Origin of the sequence: Streptomyces sp. NPDC059455, assembly GCF_042750115.1 — a bacterium.
Lineage (GTDB): Bacteria > Actinomycetota > Actinomycetes > Streptomycetales > Streptomycetaceae > Streptomyces > Streptomyces endocoffeicus.
Map to the genome: position 1 here is coordinate 35,207 of NZ_JBHYVB010000043.1, position 22,988 is coordinate 58,194.

At 71.6% G+C, this 22,988-nt stretch carries 15 protein-coding genes and 1 pseudogene; 13 read left to right on the plus strand and 3 right to left on the minus strand.

The genetic code is table 11. The annotated features are described in order from the left end of the window. The first annotated feature begins 93 nt into the window (after nucleotides 1-93). The gene (locus ACFXB5_RS17840) at nucleotides 94-1,827 is read left to right on the plus strand and encodes an MFS transporter (RefSeq protein ID WP_385208519.1); all 1,734 of its coding nucleotides are present in this window, start codon (nucleotides 94-96) and stop codon (nucleotides 1,825-1,827) included. Nucleotides 1,828-2,304: 477 nt separating this feature from the next. Next, entirely contained in the window at nucleotides 2,305-3,492 is a 1,188-nt protein-coding gene (locus tag ACFXB5_RS17845; protein WP_201853737.1) for an acyl-CoA dehydrogenase family protein, read from the plus strand. Nucleotides 3,493-3,504: 12 nt separating this feature from the next. Here the strand turns inward: ACFXB5_RS17845 and ACFXB5_RS17850 are convergent, their stop codons facing one another. Beyond that, nucleotides 3,505-3,936 (minus strand): cell division protein SepF, encoded by a 432-nt coding sequence (locus tag ACFXB5_RS17850; protein WP_020872403.1) that lies wholly within the window; start codon nucleotides 3,934-3,936, stop codon nucleotides 3,505-3,507. A gap of 233 nt (nucleotides 3,937-4,169) precedes the next feature. On the opposite strand from ACFXB5_RS17850, the gene ACFXB5_RS17855 reads away from it, so the two are divergent. The 10 genes from ACFXB5_RS17855 (at nucleotide 4,170) to ACFXB5_RS17900 (ending at nucleotide 17,547) form a co-directional block, all read left to right on the plus strand. Further along, on the plus strand, nucleotides 4,170-5,393 hold the full coding sequence (locus ACFXB5_RS17855; protein WP_385208578.1) for a DUF5685 family protein: 1,224 nt from the start codon (nucleotides 4,170-4,172) through the stop codon (nucleotides 5,391-5,393). 1,056 nt (nucleotides 5,394-6,449) lie between these two features. Then, entirely contained in the window at nucleotides 6,450-8,405 is a 1,956-nt protein-coding gene (locus ACFXB5_RS17860) for an FAD/NAD(P)-binding protein (RefSeq protein ID WP_385208522.1), read from the plus strand. Between the two features lie 170 nt (nucleotides 8,406-8,575). Continuing rightward, nucleotides 8,576-9,466, plus strand: a complete 891-nt coding sequence (locus ACFXB5_RS17865; RefSeq protein ID WP_385208524.1) for an amino acid ABC transporter permease — start codon at nucleotides 8,576-8,578, stop codon at nucleotides 9,464-9,466. A gap of 5 nt (nucleotides 9,467-9,471) precedes the next feature. Beyond that, nucleotides 9,472-10,224, plus strand: a complete 753-nt coding sequence (locus ACFXB5_RS17870; RefSeq protein ID WP_385208580.1) for an amino acid ABC transporter ATP-binding protein — start codon at nucleotides 9,472-9,474, stop codon at nucleotides 10,222-10,224. A 143-nt stretch (nucleotides 10,225-10,367) separates the two neighbouring features. After that, nucleotides 10,368-11,330 carry an ABC transporter substrate-binding protein gene (locus ACFXB5_RS17875; RefSeq protein ID WP_385208527.1) on the plus strand — a complete coding sequence of 321 codons (963 nt, stop codon included), beginning with the start codon at nucleotides 10,368-10,370 and terminating at the stop codon, nucleotides 11,328-11,330. 37 nt (nucleotides 11,331-11,367) lie between these two features. After that, nucleotides 11,368-12,483 (plus strand): LLM class flavin-dependent oxidoreductase, encoded by a 1,116-nt coding sequence (locus tag ACFXB5_RS17880; protein WP_385208530.1) that lies wholly within the window; start codon nucleotides 11,368-11,370, stop codon nucleotides 12,481-12,483. Next, nucleotides 12,480-13,781 (plus strand): NtaA/DmoA family FMN-dependent monooxygenase, encoded by a 1,302-nt coding sequence (locus ACFXB5_RS17885; RefSeq protein ID WP_385208532.1) that lies wholly within the window; start codon nucleotides 12,480-12,482, stop codon nucleotides 13,779-13,781. The genes ACFXB5_RS17880 and ACFXB5_RS17885 overlap by 4 nt, the downstream gene beginning before the upstream one ends. Nucleotides 13,782-14,096: 315 nt before the next feature. Next, nucleotides 14,097-15,002 (plus strand): S1 family peptidase, encoded by a 906-nt coding sequence (locus ACFXB5_RS17890; RefSeq protein WP_385208535.1) that lies wholly within the window; start codon nucleotides 14,097-14,099, stop codon nucleotides 15,000-15,002. A 219-nt stretch (nucleotides 15,003-15,221) separates the two neighbouring features. Then, nucleotides 15,222-16,139, plus strand: a complete 918-nt coding sequence (locus tag ACFXB5_RS17895; protein WP_385208537.1) for a slipin family protein — start codon at nucleotides 15,222-15,224, stop codon at nucleotides 16,137-16,139. Nucleotides 16,140-16,470: 331 nt separating this feature from the next. Further along, complete coding sequence (locus tag ACFXB5_RS17900) at nucleotides 16,471-17,547, plus strand: S1 family peptidase (RefSeq protein ID WP_385208540.1); 1,077 nt, start codon at nucleotides 16,471-16,473, stop codon at nucleotides 17,545-17,547. 132 nt (nucleotides 17,548-17,679) lie between these two features. On the opposite strand, the gene ACFXB5_RS17905 is transcribed toward ACFXB5_RS17900, so the two are convergent. Both ACFXB5_RS17905 and ACFXB5_RS17910 read right to left on the minus strand, forming a co-directional pair. Further along, nucleotides 17,680-18,123 carry a subtilase-type protease inhibitor gene (locus tag ACFXB5_RS17905; RefSeq protein ID WP_385208543.1) on the minus strand — a complete coding sequence of 148 codons (444 nt, stop codon included), beginning with the start codon at nucleotides 18,121-18,123 and terminating at the stop codon, nucleotides 17,680-17,682. Nucleotides 18,124-18,670: 547 nt separating this feature from the next. Continuing rightward, nucleotides 18,671-19,161, minus strand: a pseudogene (locus ACFXB5_RS17910) (PPOX class F420-dependent oxidoreductase). Between the two features lie 215 nt (nucleotides 19,162-19,376). Between ACFXB5_RS17910 and ACFXB5_RS17915 the strand changes: the two are divergent. Then, nucleotides 19,377-22,967 carry a DNA polymerase III subunit alpha gene (locus tag ACFXB5_RS17915; protein ID WP_385208546.1) on the plus strand — a complete coding sequence of 1,197 codons (3,591 nt, stop codon included), beginning with the start codon at nucleotides 19,377-19,379 and terminating at the stop codon, nucleotides 22,965-22,967. Nucleotides 22,968-22,988: the final 21 nt, after the last annotated feature.

Sequence of the window (22,988 nt, forward strand, 5' to 3'; positions counted from 1 at the left end):
CTTCGCCACCGGGGTCACCCGGACGTCCCTGCGACGTGACGTATCGCCGTCACGACGGCGGACCGCGAGCGCAAGACCCAGGGAGGTGCGTACATGTCCGGGACGACCACGGCCGGCAATCGGCGGACGGCGGGCGTTCCCCGGCAATGGCGCGGCACCGAGGCGAGCGGCGGGGCGAACCGCTGGGTCGTGCTCCTCGTGCTCTGCGTCAGTCTGCTGCTCGTCGCCGTGGACGCGACCGTGCTCCATGTCGCGGTCCCGGCGGTGACCGAGGATCTGCGCCCCGGCGGGATCGAACTGCTGTGGATCGTGGACGTCTACCCATTGGTCTGCGCCTCGCTGCTGATCCTCTTCGGCACCCTCGGCGACCGCGTCGGCAGACGACGCGTCCTGCTGCTCGGCTACGCGCTCTTCGGTGCCGCCTCCGCGATCGCCGCCTTCGCCCCCAACCCCCAGATCCTCATCATGGCCCGCGCCCTGCTGGGCGTCGGCGGCGCGATGATCATGCCTGCCACCCTGTCGATACTGCGCCAGGTCTTCCCGGACCGCCGGGAGCGGGCACTGGCGATAGGCATCTGGAGCGCGGTCGCCGCCGTCGGCGCGGCCGTCGGCCCGCTGCTCGGCGGCTTCCTGGTGGAGAACTTCTGGTGGGGCTCGGTCTTCCTGGTCAACCTCCCCCTGATGATCGTGGCGCTGCCCGTCGGCCGCTGGCTGCTGCCGGAGTCCACCGGCGACAAGAACGGCCCCTGGGACGTGCTGGGCGCGCTCATGGCCGCCTGCGGGCTGTTCTGCGTCGTCCTCGGCGTCAAGCGGGTGGGCAGCGGCGCGGGGCCGCTGGACGCCGTGACCGCCGCCCCGGTGCTGGTCGGGGTGGTGCTGCTGGTGCTCTTCGTCCGCCGCCAGCGCCGCCGTACGCATCCGCTGGTGGACCTCAAGCTGTTCGCGCGGCCCGCCTTCTCGATCTCCGTCGGCTGTATCGTGCTCGCCCTGCTGGCGCTCGTCGGCCTGGAGCTCATAGCCGCCCAGTACCTCCAGCTCGTGCTCGGGCTCACCCCGCTCGAGACGGGTCTGCGGCTGCTGCCGCTCACCTTCGCCGCCATGGCCGCCGGGCTTGTGGGGTCCCGGATGCTCCAGTGGCTCGGCCCGCGGGCCATGGTCGTGGTCGGCTTCGCGCTCACCGCCCTCGCCGTGCTCTCACTCACCGCCATGGGCCTGTCCGACCGGCCCGCCGTGCTCGTCGGCGGCTTCATCGTCCTGGGCTTCGGCCTGGAGACCACGCTCTTCAGCGCGTACGAGTCCATGCTCAACGAGGCGTCGTCCGGTTCCGCGGGCGGCGCGGCCGCCATCGGCGAGACCTCCTACCAGCTCGGCGCCGGTATCGGCATCGCCCTCCTCGGCAGCGTCATGAACGCCGCCTACAAGCCCGGCGTCTCCTCGGTGCCCGGCGTCCCCGCCTCCGCCAGCTCCGACGCGAGCCAGTCGCTGGGCGCCGCGTACAAGGTCTCCGACCGGCTCGGCGGCCACGCCGGGGAGGCCCTGCGCTCGGCCTCCCGCGCCGCCTTCGTCCACGGTCTGCACGTCACGCTCGCGGTCAGCGCCGGGCTGCTGACGCTCGGTGCGCTGGCCGCACTGCGGCTGCCCAAGGCCATGGAGTGCGCCGGCGATGACGAGGAGCCCGACCAGGGCTCGGCGGACCAGCAGGGGACGGCGGACCAGCAGGGGACGGCGGACAAGCAGGGGACGGCGGACAAGCAGGGGCCGGAGTGCACGGACGCCCCGGACGTCCCGGCCCGCCTCGACCGCGCCACCGTCGCCGCCGAGTCCTGACCGACCCGGGCCGGGTCCCGACCGACCCCACCCGGGCCCCACGGGGTGGTCGGCGGACCACGCGGCGGAGCCGCATATCGATGCTTTCCCCTCCCCGCCCCTTCCCACAACTGGGGCTCCGCCCCAGACCCCGGGGTCCAGGGGCGGAGTCCCTGCCATGCGGTGGAGTCCCTGCCATGCGGCGGAGCCGCGCCTTGCCATGCGGCGGAGCCGCGTATCGATGCCGCGGGAAGGGGCGGGGAGGGGAGCAGCCCGCCGCGGGTAGGGGACAGCCCGCCCGAGTGCCGCCCTCGTCCTGTCCGAGTGCTGCCCGGCCCCTGATGACCCGGCGTGAGCAGGTCTGGACGTCAGGGGTTACCCGGCCGTAGCGTCGGATCGGCCGGGTTGATCACCCCGGCCGCCGGGCGGGAGGACGCGCCCCGGTGGCCGGTACGCGCCCGGCGTACCCGGAACCGCATCCACCGGAGGCCGCCACCCATGTCCGCTGGCACCCTGCCGTCGTTCGATCCGCGCGACCCGCTGGGGCTCGACGATCTCCTCGACCCCGAGGACCTCGCGGTCCGCGACACCATGCGGCAGTGGGCCGCCGACCGCGTACTGCCGCACATCGCCGACTGGTACGAGCGCGGCGAGGTGCCCGGCATCCGCGAGCTGGCCCGGGAGCTCGGTTCCCTCGGCGCGCTGGGGATGTCCCTCACCGGCTACGGCTGCGCGGGCGCCGGCCCGATCCAGTACGGTCTGGCCTGTCTGGAGCTGGAGGCCGCCGACTCCGGGATCCGCTCCCTGATGTCGGTGCAGGGCTCCCTGTCCATGTACGCCATCCACCGCTTCGGCTCCGAGGAGCAGAAGGAGCGGTGGCTGCCCCGGATGGCCGCCGGTGAGGTCATCGGCTGCTTCGGGCTGACCGAGCCCGACCACGGCTCCGATCCGGCGGGAATGCGCACCTACGCCAAGCGGGACGGCTCGGACTGGGTGCTCACCGGCCGCAAGATGTGGATCACCAATGGCTCGGTGGCCGGCGTCGCCGTGGTGTGGGCCCGCACCGACGAGGGCATCCGCGGCTTCGTCGTCCCCACCGACGCGCCCGGCTTCTCGGCCCCCGACATCAAGCACAAGTGGTCGCTGCGCGCGTCGGTCACCAGCGAGCTGGTCCTGGACGAGGTGCGGCTGCCCGCCGACGCGGTGCTGCCCGAGGTCACCGGACTGCGCGGGCCGCTGAGCTGTCTGAGCCACGCCCGCTACGGCATCATCTGGGGATCGATGGGCGCGGCCCGCTCCGCGTTCGAGTCGGCGCTGGACTACGCGCGGGAGCGGGAGCAGTTCGGCCGGCCGATCGGCGGCTTCCAGCTCACCCAGGCCAAGCTGGCCGATATGGCGCTGGAGCTCCACAAGGGGGTGCTGCTCGCCCACCATCTGGGGCGGCGCTTGGAGGCGGGGCGGCTCCGCCCCGAGCAGATCAGCTTCGGCAAGCTGAACAATGTGCGGGAGGCGATCGAGATCTGCCGTACGGCCCGGACGATTCTGGGCGCCAACGGGATCTCGCTGGAGTATCCGGTGATGCGGCACGCCACGAATCTGGAGTCCGTGCTCACCTATGAGGGCACCGTCGAAATGCACCAACTGGTGCTGGGCAAGGCGCTCACCGGAATCGACGCCTTCCGGTGAGCGGCCCCGGGGCTAGCTCTGGTTGAAAAAGCCCGTGGCGTGGCCGGACTGTCCGCTGACGATCTGGAAGTCGGCCGGGGTGAGGAGGAAGACGCGGTTGGCCACCCGGTCGATCGAGCCCCGCAGCCCGAAGATCAGCCCGGCCATGAAATCCACCACGCGCTTGGCGTCGGCGGACTCCATCGTCGTGAGGTTCACGATGACCGGTACGCCCTCCCGGAACAGCTCGCCGATGCCGCGGGCGTCCCGGAATCCGTCCGGGGTGACCGTGGCGATCCGGGTGCCCTGGTCCCGCGCGGTCTCGTCGGCCACCCGCGCTCGCGGGTCGGTCATCCAGGAGCCGCCGGGCTCGGACCCCTCGGCGTAGTCGTCGTCGTAGTAGCGCTCGTCATCGCTGTCGTCGACGAGGCCAAGCCAGGCACTTGCCTTGCGTACCGATCCCATGGACGCCTCCTCTCCCTGATGGTGTGTACCGTCCGCCCCTCTATGGTCGTCCATGATGCGGATGGTCTGCCACGTGGATTGCGGCCGCACAGGGGATTCGTGACGTTACTGGTGCACAACGGCTGGCGCCATATCAGAGTTCCACCTGCTTACGAAGGCTGACGGAGTGGTGGGTAGACTCCGCCGCTGCCGGACGGGTGACGTCGGGGACGTACGGGTGAACGGGGATCGTGGTGTTTGGCATTATCCGGCCTTGTCGGCATCGGCTGTCGGAAAACCTGCGCACTGAGTGGATGGCGCATTTGTGCGGGCTGTGCCTCGCGTTGAGGGGTGACCACGGGCAGTTCGCCCGCGTCGCCACCAATTACGACGGCCTGGTGATATCGGTGCTGGTGGAGGCCCAGGCCGGGCGGTCGGAGGGCTGGCGGCGGACCGCCGGGCCCTGTCCGCTGCGCGGGATGCGGACGGCGTCGGTCGCCCAGGGCGAGGGGGCGCGTCTCGCGGCCACCGTCTCGCTGGTGCTGGCCTCGGCGAAGGTACGCGACCATGTGGCGGACGGCGACGGGGCGTTGGCCCGGCGGCCGGTCGCCGCGGCCGCCCGCCGGGTGGCCGGGCGGTGGGACCGGGCGGGGGAGCGCAGCGGCGCCGCGCTCGGCTTCGACACCGCGCTGCTGCTCGACGCGGTCGGCCGGCAGGAGGAACTGGAGTCCCTGGCGGGCCCCGGCACCTCCCTGCTGACCGTCACCGAGCCCACCGAGACCGCGACCGCCGCGGCCTTCGGGCACACCGCCGTCCTGGCCGGGCGGCCCGGCAACCGGGCCCCGCTGGAGGAGGCGGGCCGGCTCTTCGGGCGGCTGGCGCATCTGCTGGACGCGGTGGAGGACCTGGCCGAGGACGCCGAGACGGGCGCCTGGAACCCGATCGCGGCCACCGGGGCCGACCTCGCGGAGGTCCGCAGGCTGTGTGACGACGCGGTGCACGGGGTGCGGCTGGCGCTCAAGGACACCGAATTCGCGGACAAGGGCTCCGGGCGGCTCGCCCACGTACTGCTGGTCCATGAGCTGGGGCGCGCGGTCGACCGCGCCTTCGGCACCACCGGCTGTGCGCACACCGGCGGCCGGGGCGCGGGCACTCCGGGCGCCCCGGAGTCCTCCTACGGGCCGCCGCAGTCGCCGTGGATCAACCCGGGCGGCCCCGGCGGCGCGCCCCCGCCCCCGGAGCCGCCGCACGGCCGCCGGCGGGGGCTGATCGCGGGCTGTCTGGTGTGGACCGGGCTCTGCTGCACCTGCCAGGTGTGCTGCCGCGACCCGTACCACGACCCGTGGACCGGGCAGCCGCGTGAGGGCCTGTGCCATAAGTGCGATGACTGCTGCGACTGTTGTGACTGCTGCGGTAACTGCGGCGACTGCTGCAGCTGTGACTGCTGTGATGGGTGTGACTGCGGCTGCGACTGCTAGCCGCCAGGGGTCGGCGGACCGTGCCGCCTGCGGCGGGCTGTTCCCCTCCCCGCCCCTTCCCGAAACCGGGGCTCCGCCCCAGACCCCGGGCCGGGGCTCCGCCCCAGACCCCGGGTGGGGGCCTTTGCTCCAGGCTCCGCCCCAGACCCCGGGTGGGGGGCTTTGCTCCAGGCTCCGTGTGGGGGGCTTTGCTCCAGACCCCGGGTGGGGGCTTTGCTCCAGGCTCCGGTCGGGGGCTTTGCTCCAGGCTCCGGGTGGGGGCTTTGCCCCAGTCCCCGGTCGGGGGCTTTGCTCCAGGCTCCGGGTGGGGGGCTTCGCCCCAGTCCCCGGGCCGGAGCTCTGCCCCGGTCCCCGGTCGGGGGCTTCGCCCCAGTCTCCTGGCCGGGGCTTTGCTCCAGGCTCCGGGTGGGGGGCTTTGCTCCAGGCCCTGGGCCGGGGGCTTCGCACCTTTCCGCTCCGTGGCATCGGTATGCGACTTCGCCGCGTGGCAGGGCTTGGCCCCGGCCCCCGGGGGTCCAGGGGCGGAGCCCATGGTTGCGGGAAGGGGCGGGGAGGGGAAAGAACCGCCGGACACCCCCGTAGCCGAAAGACGGGTTGAGGGGAGGGGTGGGGCACTGACGTGTGTGGGAAGGCCGAACGCGCGTGACGACGCGGATGTGCTGCGGCCACACCGGGGAGGGAATCCGGCGGGCGCGGGCGAAGCCTCGAGGCGCTGGGGAAGGGAGTCCCCCTATGGCAGCGGAGGCGGGCGGTCAGCCCGAACAGGACGACGACCACACCCGACCGAAGTCGATGTGGTCGCGTGTGACCAGTCGCTGCCGTGAGTCCATGGGACAAGTGGAGCAGCCTTCCGCTTCCTCGTCAACCGCGGTGAGACGCGCTGCTCACAGTTCGGACAGTCTTGACAGCGCACCGTGGGGTCGTCTTAACCTCGGGTCCATGCCGGGCCGAGAGGCTCGCATGCCGGGCTGAGGGGCCCGGCCGTTGTCGAGCTGAGGGGCTCGGCGTGTGTGAAGGCCATGCGTGTGTTCACTTCAGAACTCACGGAGCCTCCGCATGTCCGCGAACCCGGACCATCCCGCGCATCCGGACCACCCCTTCCGATCACCCGCCACGGTCGTCCCACCCGCCACGGTCGTCATCGTCGGCGCGGGCCCGCGTGCCACCGGTCTGATCGAGCGTCTCGCCGCCAACGCCCCCGAGCTGTACGGCGATGGCGTCCCGTTCGAGCTGCACCTGGTAGATCCGCATCCGCCCGGGGGCGGCCGCATCTGGCGCCCCGACCAGTCCCCGCTGCTGTGGATGAACTCCATGGCCGAGGACGTCACCATGTTCACCGACGAGTCGGTGGAGCGCGAGGGCCCGATACGCCCCGGCCCCTCCCTCGCCGAATGGGCCCGCGAGGTCCGTGAGTTCCGCGAGGCCCATGAGGGCCGTGAGGGCCGCGGAGGGGAGCCGCAGCACGCCCTGCCGCCCGAACTCGCCGCCGAGGCCGCCGCCCTGACCGGGCAGAGCTTCGCCACCAGACGGCTCCAGAGCGCCTATCTGCGCTGGGTGTACGAGCGCTCGGTGGCCGATCTGCCGCCCGGCACCACCGTCCATGAGCACCGGGACCGGGCCGTACGCGTCAGCGGGCCGCGCGACGGACGGCAGCAGGTGTGGCTGGAGGGGCGGACCGTGCCGCTCACCGCCGACGCCGTGGTCCTCGCCCTCGGCCACCTCGACGCCGAACCCGACGCCGAGCAGCGAGCGCTCACCGCGTTCGCCGCCGAGCACCAACTGGTCCATCTCCCACCGGAGTTCACCGCCGACAGCGATATGAGCGCGCTGCGCCCCGGCGAGCCGGTGATCGTACGCGGGCTCGGCCTCGCCTTCGTCGATCTGATGGTGCTGCTCACCGAGGGACGCGGCGGACGCTATGAGCGCGGCCCGGGCGGCGAGTTGGTCTACCGGCCCTCCGGCCGCGAGCCCGTGCTGTACGCCGGTTCGCGGCGCGGCGTGCCGTACCACGCCAAGATCGGCTACTCGCTGAGCGGTGAGCGGCCCCCGGTGCCGCGCTTCTTCGGCCCCGCCGAGGTCGATGCGTTGCTCTCCCGCCCCGGGCGGCCGGACTTCCGGCGTGACGTCTGGCCGCTGATCGCCAAGGAGCTGGGGTTCGCCCACTACCACCGGCTGTTCACCGCCCATCCGGAGCGCGTGGCCGGGGAGTGGCCCGCGTTCGAGGAGAAGTACGCCGCCTGCCCGCCCGGCGGCCCCGACCTGGACGTCCTGGTCGCCGCGGCCGTCCCCGACCCGGCCGACCGGCTTGACCTGGACGCCCTCGACCACCCCCTGGCCGGGCTGCGGTTCGGCGACCACGAGGCCCTGCAGCAGGCGCTGCGCGGCCATGTCGAGGCCGACCTCGCCCGCCGCCACGACCCCGCGCACAGCCCCGACCTGGCCGTCTTCCTCGCCCTGCTCTCCGTCTACGGCCAGCTGATCCGGCTCGGCGACATCGGCGGCTGGTGGCACGGCTTCTTCAGCTTCCTCGCCTCCGGCCCGCCGGGGCCACGGCTGGAGCAGCTGCTCGCGCTCTCCCGCGCCGGAGTGGTCCGCTTCCTCGGCGCCGAGACGACCGTGACCGCCGATCCGGTGCGCGGGGTGTTCCGGGCGAGCTCCGCCAGTGTGCCCGGCCATGCCGTCGAGGCCCGCGCGCTGGTCGAGGCCCGGCTGCCGGAGCCGACCGTGGACCGCTCCCGCGACACCCTGCTGCGCTCCCTGCACCGCGACGGCGCCGCCGCCACCCCGGCCGGACTGCTCGCCGTCAGCCCCGCCGACGCCCGGATCCTGGACCGGGCCGGCCGTCCGCATCCGCGCCGCTTCGCGCTCGGCCCGCACACCGACGCCCGCGCCTCGGGCGCCTTCGCCAGGCCCCGCACCAACGCGCCCGCGTTCCGGCAGAACGACGCCACCGCGCGCGCCCTGCTGCGCTGTCTGCGCGAGCTGTCCTGTCCGGCCACGGCCACTGCCTGAGCCTCATGGCTTGAGCCTCACGGCTTGACCCTTACCGCCTGAGGTTCGCCGCCTGAGCCTCACCGTTTGAGCTTCGTCGCTTGAGCTTCACCGCCTGGGGCCCGGCCGACTGAGTCCCCCTGGAAACCCTCCCCCGCACAACCCCCAGCTCTCCCTCCGAAGGACCCTCCATGTCCCTGACCTCCGATCCACCCGTCGGCAAGGCCGCCGCAAGCGGCGCCGAACGCGAGGACTACTCCGCCCTCAAGGTCGTCCCGGTACGCCACCCCTGGCGCTGGGCCGCCGTCGTCGTCACCGCCGTCCTGGTGGCCCAGTTCGCCCACGGCCTGATCACCAACCCCGGCTGGGAGTGGGACGTCTTCGCCGACTTCTTCACCACCCGGACCATCCTCAAGGCCGTCTGGATCACCATCCAGCTCACCTTCTACGGCACCGCGCTCGGCTTCGCCCTCGGCATCGTCCTCGCCTTCATGCGGCTGTCCCACAGCCCCTTCCTGAAGTCGGTCGCCTTCACCTACATCTGGGCGTTCCGCTCCATCCCGCTCATCGTCCAGCTGCTGTTCTGGTTCAACCTCACCTATCTCTACAAGCGGCTGGACTTCGGCATCCCCTTCGGCCCCGGCTTCTTCTCCTTCGACACCGCCGGTCTGGTCGGGGCGATGAGCGCGGCGGTGCTCGGACTCGCCCTCCACCAGGCGGCCTACGCGGCGGAGATCGTGCGCGGCGGCGTCCTCGCCGTGGACGGCGGACAGTTGGAGGCGGCGGCCGCGCTCGGCATCCCCCGGCTGCGACAGCTGCGCCGGATCGTGCTCCCGCAGGCGATGCGGTCGATCCTGCCGAACGCCGCCAACGAGGTCATCTCGCTCTTCAAGGGCACCTCGATCGTCTCCGTCATGGCGATCGGCGAGCTCTTCTACCAGGTGCAGGTCATCTACGGACGCAACGGCCGGGTCGTGCCGCTGTTGATGGTCGCGACCGTCTGGTACATCATCCTGACCACCGTGCTCTCGGTCGCGCAGTACTACGTCGAGCGCCACTTCTCGCGGGGAGCCACCCGATGACCGCCATGGTGGACATCCGCTCCGTCCACAAGAGTTTCGGGTCGCTCCAGGTGCTGCGCGGCATCGACCTGGAGGTGCGCTCCGGGGAAGTGGCCGTCGTCCTCGGCCCCTCCGGCTCCGGCAAGTCCACCCTGCTGCGCGCCATCAACCACCTGGAGAAGGTGGACAGCGGCTGGATCAGCGTCGGCGGCTCGCTGGTCGGCTACCGCCGTCAGGGCGACCGCCTCTACGAGCTGCGCGAACGAGAGATCCTCAGGCAGCGCACCCGGATCGGCTTCGTCTTCCAGAACTTCAACCTCTTCCCGCATCTGACGGTGCTGGAGAACATTGTCGAGGCACCGGTCTCGGCGTTGCGCCGCCCCAGGAAGGAGGCGGTGCGCGCGGCCGAGGCGCTGCTCGACCGGGTCGGTCTGGCCGACAAGGCGGCCGCGTACCCCCGGCAGCTCTCCGGCGGACAGCAGCAGCGGGTGGCGATCGCCCGCGCCCTCGCCCTGGAGCCCGAGCTGCTGCTCTTCGACGAGCCGACCTCCGCCCTGGACCCCGAACTGGTCGGCGAGGTCCTCGACGTCATCAAGGACCTGGCCCATCAGGGCACCACGATGATCGTCGTCACCCATGAGATCGGCTTCGCGCGGGAGGTCGCCGACACCGTCGTCTTCATGGACGGCGGCCGGATCGTCGAGCGGGGCACGCCCGCCGAGGTGCTCGACGCCCCGCGCCACGAGCGCACCAAGGCGTTCCTCTCCAAGGTCCTCTGAGGCCACCGATGTTCACGACCCCGCCGATGTTCACGAGATCACCGATGTTCACGAGCCCGCCGATGTCCACCAGATCACCGATGTCCACCAGATCACAGGTCACCACCAGACCACCGATGTTCACCTACGCAAGGAGCACCCCCGTGAAGACCCGCCGCACCCTCGTCACCGCCGTCGCCGCGCTCACCGCCTCCGCCCTGCTCGGCGGCTGCGGCGACGGCGATGCCCAGGAGACGGTGGGTTCCAAGGGCTCGAAGAACGCCATCAACATCAGCCCTGACCAGCACCGCGTCAGAGGGAAGAAGGTCGACTCGATCGCGGCGAAGGTCCCGGCCGCGATCCGGGAGCGCGGCACCCTGCGCATCGGCGGCAGCGCCGACGCCTCCGCCCCGCTCGGCTTCTACGCGACCGACGACAAGACCCGGATCGGCTCCGAGCTCGACATCGCCACGCTGGTGGCCGACACCCTCGGGCTCAAGGTCGACTTCCAGCCGGTCTCCTGGGAGAACCTCTTCGTCGGCCTGGACAGCTCCAAGTTCGACGGCGTGTTCTCCAATGTGACGGTCACCGAGGAGCGCAAGGAGAAGTACGACTTCGCCACCTACCGGCTGGACGACCTCGCCTTCGAGGCCAAGAAGGGCACCTCCTGGCGGGTCAAGGGGCCGAAGGACGTGGCGGGCAAGACCGTCTCGGTCGCCTCCGGCACCAACCAGGAGAAGATCCTGGTCGACTGGAGCAAGCAGAACGAGAGGGCGGGCCGCAAGCCCGTGGACATCAAGTACTTCCAGAAGGACACCGACTACTACCTCGCCCTCCAGTCCGGCCGTATCGACGCCTACTTCGGCCCGAACCCCACCTCCGCCTACCACGTCGCCTCGGCCGGTCAGACCCAGATCATCGGCCGGTTCTCGGGCGGTGGCGACCAGGTGCAGGGCAAGATCGCGGCCACCACCAAGAAGGGCAGCGGGCTGGTCGACGCCTATGCCGCGGCCCTGGACCACGTGATCCAGGACGGTTCGTACGCCAAGGTCCTGAAGCGGTGGGGGCTCTCCAGCGAGGCGGTGAAGAAGTCCGAGATCAACCCGCCGGGTCTGCCCAAGCCGTGACCCGCTGACCCCCCGAAGAACGAGGAAGGCCCCGACCATGGCCGTACCGACCGGCACCCTGCATCTGGCCGCCGCCATCGACGCCCTCGACGGCGACGGGCAGTACCAGGCGCCGTACTACGTGGAGCTCGCCCGACTCGCCGAGGACGGCGTGCTCGACTTCATCACCCTGGACGACAGCCTCGGCCCTCCGGGGCCGGGTCGGGGCAGGTTCGACGCGCTCGCCGTCCTCGCGCGTGTCGCGCCCGCCACCGGGCGGATCGGCCTGGTGCCGACGGTCACCACCACCCACACCGAGCCGTTCCATGTCTCCTCGTCCGTGGCCACCTTGGACTGGGTGAGCCGCGGCCGGGCGGGCTGGCGGGTCGAGGTGTCGACGACGGAGGCGGAGGCGCGGCTGGTGGGCCGCCGCCCCGCCGCCCCCGCCGGGGAGCTGTGGGCCGAGGCGGGGGAGGTGGCCGATGTGGTGGCCCGGCTGTGGGACAGCTGGGAGGACGACGCCGAGATCCGCGACACCGCCACCGGCCGCTTCGTCGACCGCGACAAGCTGCACTACGTGGACTTCGAGGGCGCCCATTTCACGGTGCGCGGCCCGGCCATCGTGCCCCGGCCCCCGCAGGGCCACCCGGTGCTGGCCATCGCCGCGACCGACCCGGTGACCTGGCAGACCGCGGCCCGACACGCCGATGTGGTGTACATCCGCGCCACCTCCCCGGAGGAGGCGGGCCGTATCCGCGACGAGCTGCGGCGGCGTGCGGTGGCGCACGGCCGGGAGCCCGGCGCGCTCACGGTGCTCGCCGCCGTCGCCGTGGACCTGGCCGATGGGGAGGGCGCGCCCGGGAGCTCCCCGGCCACGGGCGACGCACCGGTCCCGCTGACCGACACGCCCGGCGGACCTCCGCTGTACCACGGGGGACCGGTGGAGCTCGCCGAGCTGATCACCGGCTGGCACACCGCCGACGCCGTGGACGGCTTCCACATCATCCCCGTCGACCCACGCCATGACCTGGAACGTTTCGTCAACGGCAGCGTGGCGCTGCTCCAGCACCGGGGGCTGTTCCGCACCTTCTACCCCGGTGCGACACTCCGCGACCACCTGGGGCTCTCCCGCCCGGCCAACCGCTACGCCCTGGAGCGGGAGGCCGCCCGATGACCTCGCGGCCCAAGCAGATGCATCTCGCGGCCCACTTCCCCGGCGTCAACAACACCACTGTCTGGACTGATCCCCGCTCCAGGAGCCAGATCGACTTCTCCTCCTTCGAACACCTCGCGCGCACCGCCGAGCGGGGGCTGTTCGACTTCTTCTTCCTCGCCGAGGGGCTGCGGCTGCGCGAGCACAACGGCCGGATCCACGACCTCGACGTGGTCGGCAGGCCCGAGTCGATCACCGTGCTCAACGCGCTGGCCGCCGTCACCGAACGGCTGGGGCTGGCCGCCACCGTCAACGCCACGTTCAACGAACCGTACGAACTGGCCCGCCGGTTCGCCTCACTGGACCATCTCAGCGGGGGCCGCGCCGCCTGGAACGTGGTGACCTCCTCCGACGCCTTCACCGGCGAGAATTTCCGGCGCGGCGGCTTCCTGGACCGGGCCGACCGCTACACCCGGGCCGCCGAGTTCGTCGCCGCCGCCCGTGAGCTGTGGGACTCCTGGACGCCGGACGGCACACCGCGCCCGTTCGTCCACACCGGCCGGCACTTCACCATCGACGGCGAGTTCGGCGTGCCACGCTCGCCGCAGGGCCATCCGGTGGTGATCCAGGCCGGGGACTCCGACGAGGGCCGGGAGTTCGCCGCCTCCACCGCCGACATCATCTTCACCCGGCACGGCTCACTGGAGGCCGGGCGCGCCTTCTACGCCGACGTCAAGCGGCGGCTCGCACGGTACGGACGCACCCCCGGGGAGCTGAAGATCATGCCCGGGGTGACCCTGGTGCTCGGTGACACCCCGGCCGACGCCCGGGAGAAGGCCGCCGAGATCCGGCGGCAGCAGGTCTCGCCGCAGACCGCGATCCTCACCCTGGAGCAGATCTGGGGTGTGGACCTGTCCGGCTACGACCCGGACGGACCGCTTCCGGACATCGACCCCGACCCCGAATCCCAGCTGGCCCAGGGCCGGGTCCGGCACGGCGATCCGCTGGCCGTCGCCGCCAAGTGGCGGGCGCTGTCGGAGGAGAAAGGGCTGTCCATCCGGCAGACCGTCATCGAGGCGACCGGGCGTCAGTCGTTCATCGGCACCCCGGAGGCGGTCGCGGCGGAGTTGGCGGAATTCGTGGCCGCCGACGCCGCCGACGGGTTCATCCTCGTACCCCATCTGACCCCCGGCGGGCTCGATGACTTCGTGGACCGGGTGGTGCCGCTGCTCCAGGAGCGCGGGGTGTTCCGCACCGCGTACACCGGTCCGACACTCCGGGACCACCTGGGACTTCCGCATCCGGGGGAGCGGGGCTGAGCGGCGGCGCGGCGGCCCGGGCGCCGGGACGCGATACGTCCGTGCCATAACGGAACCCGATCGCCCGCGCGTCCGTCTCACCGGATACCCAAGGGGATGGGAGCACAAGCCCCGGCGGCCTGAACCCGCCGGGGCTATGTGGCGTGTGCCCGACGGCTGTTCCGAATTGTCCTCTTGCGCGCTGCGCCCGGAGCCACGAATACTTCCGGAAGCGCTTGTCAGGGGCACGCCGAATCGGTCATATCGGCGTGCTCGTTGACTGCGCCTCACGGGCCTGCCCACCCAAGCGGACCCCCGATTCCCTCGGAGGAAGAGTTGAGGATCAAGCGCAACGCCCCCCACAGCAAGCAGGCGAGACGTATAGCCCTGGTCGCCGCGACCTCCGCCCTGGTGGCCGGAACGGCGCTCGCCGCCCCCGCCGCCTACGCCGGCAGCGACGGCGCCCGCACCTTCAGCGCGGCCGAGGCCAAGTCGGCGAGCAGCGCCGTCCTCGAGGCCGATGTCGCGGGCACCGCCTGGTATGTCGAGAAGGGGACCAACAAGCTCGTGGTCACCGCCGACAGCACGGTGTCCCAGGGCGAGATAGCCAAGATCAAGAACACCGCGGGCTCGAACGCCGACGCGATCGAGGTCAAGCGGACCTCCGGCAAGATTCAGAAGCTGATCTCGGGCGGCGACGCGATCTACGCGAGTAGCTGGCGCTGCTCCCTCGGCTTCAACGTGCGCAACAGCAGTGGGGCGAACTACTTCGTCACCGCCGGTCACTGCACCGACGGCGCCGGCACCTGGTGGTCGAACTCCGGCCACACCACCACCATCGGCCCGACGTCCGGCTCCAGCTTCCCGACCAACGACTACGGTCTGGTCCGGTACAGCGGCTCGGTCAGCCCCGAGGGCACCGTCGGCAGCCAGGACATCACCTCGGCCGCCAACCCGACCGTGGGCCAGACGGTCACCCGGCGCGGCTCCACCACCGGCGTCCACAGCGGCCGGGTCACCGCGCTGAACGCCACGGTCAACTACGGCAGCGGCGACATCGTCTACGGCATGATCCAGACCACGGTCTGCGCCGAGCCCGGCGACAGCGGCGGCCCGCTCTACGCCGGCTCCACCGCCCTCGGCCTCACCTCCGGCGGCAGCGGCAACTGCACCTCCGGTGGCACCACGTTCTTCCAGCCGGTCGTCGAGGCGCTGAACGCGTACGGCGTGAGCGTCTACTGATCGGCGCCGTTCCTGAAGCCGATCAGCTCCGCACCAGGCTGACCGAGAGCCCCCGTCCGTACCGCCGGACGGGGGCTCTCCGCATCGGTGGGGAACGCCTCTCCGGGCGGCCCGACGGGGGTTTTCCACAGCCCTCCCCACTGTTCGGCGGGCGGACTATCGTGGACATCAGTACCCCACGAGGGGCATTGTTCGCGATACGGACGGCAGGTGGCCGTGATGGTCGATGCGCTCGTGACATTGATAGTGGTACTGGCTTGCCTCGGCGCCCTGGGCGTGCTGGCCGCGGCCCGGGTGGTCAAGCAGTACGAGCGGGGGGTGGTCTTCCGGCTCGGGAGGCTCCGTTCGGATATCCGGGGGCCGGGGTTCACCATGATCGCTCCGTTCGTCGACCGGCTCCAGAAGGTCAATATGCAGATCGTGACGATGCCCGTCCCCGCCCAGGAGGGCATCACCCGGGACAATGTGACCGTGCGGGTCGACGCCGTCGTCTACTTCAAGGTCGTGGACGCGGCCGAGGCGCTGGTCGCGGTGGAGGACTACCGCTTCGCCGTCTCCCAGATGGCCCAGACCTCGCTGCGGTCGATCATCGGGAAGAGCGATCTGGACGATCTGCTCTCCAACCGGGAGAAGCTCAACCAGGGCCTGGAGCTCATGATCGACAGCCCGGCCGTCGGATGGGGCGTCCATATCGACCGGGTGGAGATCAAGGATGTGTCGCTGCCGGAGACCATGAAGCGGTCGATGGCCCGCCAGGCGGAGGCCGACCGGGAGCGCCGCGCCCGGGTGATCAACGCGGACGCGGAGCTGCAGGCGTCGAAGAAGCTGGCCGAGGCCGCTTCCCAGATGGCCGACACCCCCTCGGCGCTCCAGCTGCGGCTGCTGCAGACGGTGATGGCGGTCGCCGCCGAGAAGAACTCCACGCTGGTGCTGCCCATCCCGGTCGAGCTGCTGCGCTTCCTGGAGAAGGGCCAGCAGGAGATCCCGGCGGCGGCCCGGACGGAGGGCGGCGCTCCGGCCGCCGCGCCGGAGCGGGAGGCCGCGCCCGCGCGGCCGACGCAGCCGGCCCAGCCCGCTCGGCAGGCGATGCCGACGCTCACCGAGCGCGAGCCGGAGCCGCATTCGGTCGAGCGATGAGCCGTGGGAGGTGACGTTCGGCGGGGAATCCCGCGAGGGGTTTCCCTGCGGTGATCCGCCCGGTTTGACGGCTCGTCCGGAGAGCTGATTCGGTGCCCGTACACCTCGAAGGTGTGCGGGCACCGCCATGTCCGGACATGAGTCCGCAGTGTAAATTTCACACCCATGACGTGAACGCGCCCTTGTGCGTGCCCGGTGGTGATGGGAATACTCGGCGGCGCAATTTGGCATGGACGCGCCCCCGGGTGGGGAGAAGCGCTATGCCGTTACGCCCTCCGGGCCCTGGCACCCCACTGCCGATGGGCCCAACCCCCCACTGGAAGGCAGAGAGTTGAAGCACCGCCGCATACCCAAGCGTCGTGTCGTCATTGCCGGAGCCGGCATAGCGGCCCTGGTCGCCACGGGCATCACCCTGCAGAGCGCCAACGCCGCCCCCGGTGAGCCCCAGCCCGACACCCTCTCGGTCGGCGCCGCAGGAAAGCTCGCCGGTACGCTCACCTCCTCGCTCAAGAGCGACACGGCGGGTTCGTACTACGACGCCAAGGCCAAGAAGCTCGTCGTCAACGTGGTCAACAAGGGCGTCGTGGACAAGGTCCGGGAGGCCGGGGCCGAGGCCAAGGTGGTCACGAACACCCTGGCCGAGCTGAGCAGCGCGCGTCAGACGCTGAAGCAGAAGGCCACCATCCCCGGCACCTCGTGGTCGGTGGACCCCAGAAGCAACAAGGTCGTCGTCACCGCGGACAGCTCCGTCAAGGGCACCCGGATGGCCACCCTCAACAAGGTCGCCGACGCGCTCGGCGACAAGGTCGAGGTGAAGCGCTCGGCCGGGAAGTTCTCCACCTTCATCGCTGGTGGCGATGCCATCTGGGGCGACGGTGGGCGCTGCTCGCTCGGGTTCAACGTCGTCAAGGGCGGCCAGCCGTACTTCCTGACCGCCGGTCACTGCACCGAGGCCATCAGCAGCTGGTCGGACTCGCAGAGCGGCGAGGAGATCGGGACCAACGAGGGCAGCGAGTTCCCCGGCAACGACTACGGCCTGGTCAAGTACACCAAGGACACCGACCACCCGAGCGCGGTCGACCTCTACAACGGCAGCACCCAGGCGATCGCCAAGGCCGGTGACGCCACCGTCGGTCAGAAGGTGACCCGCAGCGGCTCCACCACCCAGGTGCACGACGGCGAGGTCACCGGCCTCAACGCGACCGTCAACTACCAGGAAGGGTCGGTCGAAGGGCTGATCCAGACCAACGTCTGCGCCGAGCCCGGCGACAGCGGCGGCGCGCTCTTCGCGGGCGACACGGCGCTGGGTCTGACCTCCGGTGGCAGCGGTGACTGCTCCTCGGGCGGCGAGACCTTCTTCCAGCCGGTGCCGGAGGCGCTGCAGGCGTTCGGCGCCGAGATCGGCTGATCTGGCTGACCTGCCTGACCCGGCTCACCTGGTGAGCGTTTCGCTCCGGCGATCCGCTCCCGTGTGAACGAAAGCAGGCCCCCGGACACCCGTGGACGGCGTCCGGGGGCCTTCCCCTTTCCGGTCAGTTCATCAGAACTCGAAGACCAGGGTCGGGGCCGCGCTCTTGAAGCAGTTGTTCGCGAAGGTGTGCTCGTACGACACCCGGCGGCCGTCCCAGATCCCCTCGGCGGTGACGGTGATGGGGTGCCATTCCTTGGTGCACACCCGGCCGGACTCCGCCCCGGTCCGCAGCTGACCGAACATGCCGCCCACGGAGCGGAGTTCGGCGCATGCCTGAGCGGGGGCCGGGTGGGTACCGGTGGGGGTGGGGCGACAGCTCAGAGTCACCGCCCGCTGGACCTCGGTCGTGGCCGCGTCGGCCCCCCAGCCGACGGTCAGGACCAGCGCGGACGGCGGATACAGGCTCTGCGGCTTGGCGGGCGCGGCGTGTGCCGCGCCGCTCGTGCCGATCCCCAGCACGGCGCTCACGGCCAGTGCGGCTCCCAGCCCGATCGCCCCAGTAGTCTTCCGCATTTCGAACACTCCCTTGCTCGTCGTTGCAGATACCGGACGGAGTTCTACGCGGTGCGCGTCAGGAACGCACGTCGATCGAGCACTTCCGGTCGCTACAAGTAGTCGTTCGGTGGCTTATTGTCGCGTGCGGTGGATGTCCGGGCGCGGAACGCCGCGTGGCGACCGGGTGCGCGGTGCCGCGCGCATTGCGCCCCTCGAGGGACCCCGTCCGCCGTCTCGCGCTCCTGCGGATGGCGTGCTCAGCGAGGCGCCGAGGTGCTCAAATCGATTCAAGAGCGCTCAGGTGAGCGAGATCGAGTGATGTTCGTGATGCCTCTGGGGTGAGGGCTGTCGCGTACCACGCTAGGGCGAGAACCTGCCAGGGCAAGCCGACCGGCGGAGTGGGGTCGGACCCCGGAATCCGCGGCTCGCCCCGGGGGTCCTAAGCGGCCTCGCTGAAGTCCGGTGCGGTTCGGTTGCGCCCCGAAGGGGCGCGGGGAACTGCGCGACCAGCCACGACGCGGCCGCGGATGAACGACCGCACCTCGCGCCACTTCCCGCGGAGCGCTTAGTCGCCCTGGGGCAACTCTCCGCTCAGAGGTCCGGTCCGGCTCCCCCAGCCGTAGCCGCGCTCCGCGCGCAGCCGCACCACCAGTCGCCGCTCGGCCACCATCGCCGCTCGGCCACCATCGCCGCGCGGAACTCCTCCCAGTCCGGATGCTCGCCCTGGATCGCGCGGTAGACCTCCACCAGCTCATCGGCGGTGGCGTCATGGGGATCGGCGGCGACCGGCGTCAGCTCGGCATCGCCCTCGGCCACTAGATAGGAGTAGTGGTCCCCGCTGGTGACGTAGAAGCTCGCGCGCGGATCGCGGCGCAGATTGCGGGTCTTGGCGCGGTCGTCGGTGACGGAGATCCGGATGAGGCGCGTCGCGGGGTCATGGGTGAAGGCGACATTGGACAGCTGTGGCCGTCCGTCCCGCTTGAGGGTGACGAGCGCGCCGGTGCGCTGCTCCCGTAGCAGATCGAGCAGGGATCCCTCCGTCATGGTGATCAGCATACGCACGGGCCGGTGGCCCGCCTACTGATTCGACCCACCGGCTTCCGTGTGCCGCGTTCACAAGGCGACACGCGGGATTAAGGGGCGTTTTAGGTGCTTATGGTGGAGAGGGAAGTGTCATCGAAACCGACTCGCACGCGTGTTCGAGAATGGGGTTATGGTGGGGCGTGGGACATGCGGGGTCGGTCAGGGGGTGTGAGCAGCGGGAGGTGCGGATGCCAGGCTTCACGCATCTGCACACCGCGTCCGGGTTCTCCATGCGGTACGGGGCCGCGCACCCGGAGCGGCTGGCGCAGCGTGCCGCCGAGCGCGGCATGGACGCGATCGCGCTGACCGACCGCGACAGCCTCGCCGGAGCGGTGCGGTTCGCCCGGGCGTGTGAGCGCGCGGGGGTGCGGCCGCTGTTCGGGGTGGACCTCGCCGTACGGATGGAGGCCCCGGAGCCGGGGCGCACCGCCCGACGCCGTACGCCGGTGCGCGGCGGGGCGTTCATCGACGAGTCCACGCCCCGGGCGGTCTTCCTCGCCCGGGACGGCGCGCCCGGGTGGGCCGCGCTGTGCGGGCTGGTCTCCGCCGCCCACGCGGGGCTCGCCCACCCCGGAACCGCCCGGACGAACGGCGCTGGCCCGCCCCTGCTGCACTGGCGCGATCTGGTGAGCGACCCCGGCGCGCTCGCCCCGCTGACCGTGCTGCTCGGCCCGGACTCCGACGTCGGCCGGGCCCTGGCCGCCGGGCGCCCCGACCGGGCCGCCCGGCTGATCGCCCCCTGGCGTGAACTCTTCGGCGCCGCGCTGCGGCTGGAGGCCGTATGGCACGGCCGCACCGGCACCGGACCGGGCTCGCTGCGGCTCGCCGCCCGTACCGTCGGCTTCGCCGCCGAGCAGGGCGTCCCGGCCGTGCTGAGCAACGCCGTCCGCTACGCCGATCCGGGGGAGGGGCCGGTCGCCGACGTTCTGGACTCGGCCCGCCGGCTGGTCCCCATCGACCCGCGTACCCCCGGGGCGCTCGACAGCGGCGAGCGCTGGCTCAAGGGCCCCCGGGACATGGCGAAGGCGGCCGAGCGGATCGTGGAGGCGGCGGGGATGCGGCGGGACGCCGCGCACCGGCTGCTGGAGGAGACCCGGCGCACCGCCGCCGGGTGTCTGGTCGACCCCGAGGACCACATCGGCCTGGGCAGCGTCCACTTCCCCGAGCCCCGGCTGGTCGGGGCCGGGCGGCGGAGCGCCGAGCGGGTGCTGCGGTCGCGCTGCGCCGCCGCGATGGTGCTGCGGGGGTACGACCGCGACCGGGCGCGCTGGGAGCGGCTGGAGGACGAGTTGCGCACCATCGAACGGCTCGGCTTCGCCTCGTACTTCCTCACCGTCGCGCAGGTCGTCGACGACACCCGGGAGCTGGGCATCCGGGTGGCCGCCCGGGGCTCCGGCGCCGGATCGTTCGTCAACCATCTGCTGGGCATCGCCCATGCCGACCCCGTGGCCAACGGCCTGCTGATGGAGCGCTTCCTGTCGGTGCGGCGCGCCGCGCTGCCCGATATCGACATCGATGTGGAGTCGGCGCGCCGGCTCGACGTCTATCGCGCGATCTTCGAGCGGTTCGGGGCGGAGCGGGTCGCGACCGTCTCGATGCCCGAGACCTACCGGGTGCGCCACGCCGTACGGGACGTGGGCGCGGCGCTCGGCATGGACCCGGCCGAGGTGGACCGGCTCGCCAAGTCCTTCCCGCACATCCGCGCCCGCGATGCCCGCGCGGCGCTCGCGGAACTGCCCGAGCTGCGGGAGCTACGGGAGGCGACCGTCGAGCAGGAACGTTTCGGCAGGTTCTGGGAGCTGGTCGAGGCGCTCGACGGGCTGCCCCGTGGCATCGCCATGCACCCCTGCGGAGTGCTGCTCTCGGACGCCGGGCTGCTGGCCCGTACGCCCATCGTGCCGACCAGCGGCGAGGGCTTCCCCATGTCGCAGTTCGACAAGGACGACGTGGAGGAGCTCGGACTGCTCAAGCTGGATGTCCTCGGGGTGCGGATGCAGTCCGCGATGGCGCACGCGGTCGCGGAGATCCGGCGGGCCACCGGGCGTGTCGTGGACATCGACGACCCCGAACAGGTGCGGCCCGGCGATTCGGCCACCTACGACCTGATCCGCTCCACCGAGACCCTCGGCTGCTTCCAGATCGAATCGCCCGGTCAGCGCGATCTGCTCGGTCGGCTGCAGCCCACCTCCTTCCACGATCTCGTGGTCGACATATCGCTTTTCCGGCCCGGTCCGGTCGCCGCCGACATGGTCCGGCCCTTCATCGACGCCCGGCACGGCCGCAAGCCCCCGCGCTATCCGCATCCGGACCTGGAGGACGCGCTGCGCGAGACATACGGGGTCGTGGTCTTCCATGAGCAGATCATCAAGATCGTGTCGATCATGACCGGATGTGAAAGGGACCTCGCCGACGAGGCGCGGCGCGCGCTGTCCGACCCCGAGCGGCAGGGGCGGGTGCGGGCCTGGTTCCACGCGGAGGCGGAGAAGCGGGGCTACGCGCCGGAGGTGCTGACGCGCACCTGGAAGATCGTCGAGGCGTTCGGCTCGTACGGCTTCTGCAAGGCACATGCCGTCGCCTTCGCGGTCCCGACGTATCAGTCCGCCTGGCTCAAGGCGCACCATCCGGCCGCCTTCTACGCCGGGCTGCTCACCCATGACCCCGGGATGTACCCGAAGCGGCTGCTGCTGGCGGACGCGCGGCGGCGCGGGGTGCCGATCCTGCCGCTGGATGTGAACCGGTCGGGGGCCACCTATCGAATCGAACTGACGTCTGGCGATTCTCGTGACGGAAGTAATAAATATCACGACCGTGATAAGCATGACAGCCGTGATAAGCGTGACAGCCGTGATAAGCGTGACAGCCGTCGCAAAGCGGACGCCGGTATCCGGCTGGCGTTGAGCGACGTCCACGGCATCAGCGAGGCCGAGACCGAGCGGATCGCGGCCGGACAGCCATACTCCTCGCTCCAGGACCTGTGGCTGCGCGCCCACCCCGGGCGGCCGGTCGCCGAACGGCTGGCCCAGGTCGGCGCGTTGGACGCGTTCGGCGCGAGCCGCCGCGATCTGCTGCTGCGGATCGCCGAGCTGCACCGGCAGCAGCGGGGCGCCGCCCGGCGCAACGCGGAGGGCCAGCTTCCGCTGGCCGAAACCGGCCCCGCCGCCCCCGCCGGGCTCCCCGACCTCGACGCGGACGAACGCCTCGGCGCCGAACTCGGCATCCTCGGTATGGACGTCTCCCGCCATCTGATGGGCGACCACCGGGACTTCCTGGAGGAGCTGGGCGCGATCCCCGCGAAGCGGCTGCGCGACGCGCCGCACGGGGAGGTCGTGCTCGTCGCCGGCGCCAAGGCCGCCACCCAGACCCCGCCGATCCGCTCCGGGCGCCGGGTCATCTTCACCACGCTCGACGACGGTACGGGGCTGGTCGACTGCGCCTTCTTCGACGACAGCCACGCGGCGTGCGCGCACACCGTCTTCCACTCCTGGCTGCTGCTCGTCCGCGGCGTGGTCCAGCGGCGCGGCCCGCGCAGCCTCAGCATCGTCGGCTCGGCGGTGTGGAACCTCGCCGAACTGGCCCAGCTCAGGAAGGAGGGCGGCCTCGGGGCGGTCGCCGCCGAACTGGCGGGGGCGGGCCCGGAGACGGCCGAAGCGGACTCCGGCCGCCGCATCGAGATGCCCACCGGCTACGCCATGCACCCCTGGGCCGACCTCCGGCCCGCGGGCGACCAGGCCGCCACCGGCCGCAAACTGTGGCACTCCAGCCCGGGGAGCGCGGGATGACCGCCGACCAGCACCCCTTCC

What these genes read in the sequence shown, in the direction of transcription:
- ACFXB5_RS17885 (WP_385208532.1), top strand. Translation starts at nt 12,480, where the DNA reads ATGACCTCGCGGCCCAAGCAGATGCATCTCGCGGCCCACTTCCCCGGC.
- ACFXB5_RS17865 (WP_385208524.1), top strand. Translation starts at nt 8,576, where the DNA reads ATGTCCCTGACCTCCGATCCACCCGTCGGCAAGGCCGCCGCAAGCGGC.
- ACFXB5_RS17880 (WP_385208530.1), top strand. Translation starts at nt 11,368, where the DNA reads ATGGCCGTACCGACCGGCACCCTGCATCTGGCCGCCGCCATCGACGCC.
- ACFXB5_RS17905 (WP_385208543.1), bottom strand. Translation starts at nt 18,123, where the DNA reads ATGCGGAAGACTACTGGGGCGATCGGGCTGGGAGCCGCACTGGCCGTG.
- ACFXB5_RS17850 (WP_020872403.1), bottom strand. Translation starts at nt 3,936, where the DNA reads ATGGGATCGGTACGCAAGGCAAGTGCCTGGCTTGGCCTCGTCGACGAC.
- ACFXB5_RS17860 (WP_385208522.1), top strand. Translation starts at nt 6,450, where the DNA reads ATGTCCGCGAACCCGGACCATCCCGCGCATCCGGACCACCCCTTCCGA.
- ACFXB5_RS17895 (WP_385208537.1), top strand. Translation starts at nt 15,222, where the DNA reads ATGGTCGATGCGCTCGTGACATTGATAGTGGTACTGGCTTGCCTCGGC.
- ACFXB5_RS17915 (WP_385208546.1), top strand. Translation starts at nt 19,377, where the DNA reads ATGCCAGGCTTCACGCATCTGCACACCGCGTCCGGGTTCTCCATGCGG.
- ACFXB5_RS17845 (WP_201853737.1), top strand. Translation starts at nt 2,305, where the DNA reads ATGTCCGCTGGCACCCTGCCGTCGTTCGATCCGCGCGACCCGCTGGGG.
- ACFXB5_RS17840 (WP_385208519.1), top strand. Translation starts at nt 94, where the DNA reads ATGTCCGGGACGACCACGGCCGGCAATCGGCGGACGGCGGGCGTTCCC.
- ACFXB5_RS17870 (WP_385208580.1), top strand. Translation starts at nt 9,472, where the DNA reads ATGGTGGACATCCGCTCCGTCCACAAGAGTTTCGGGTCGCTCCAGGTG.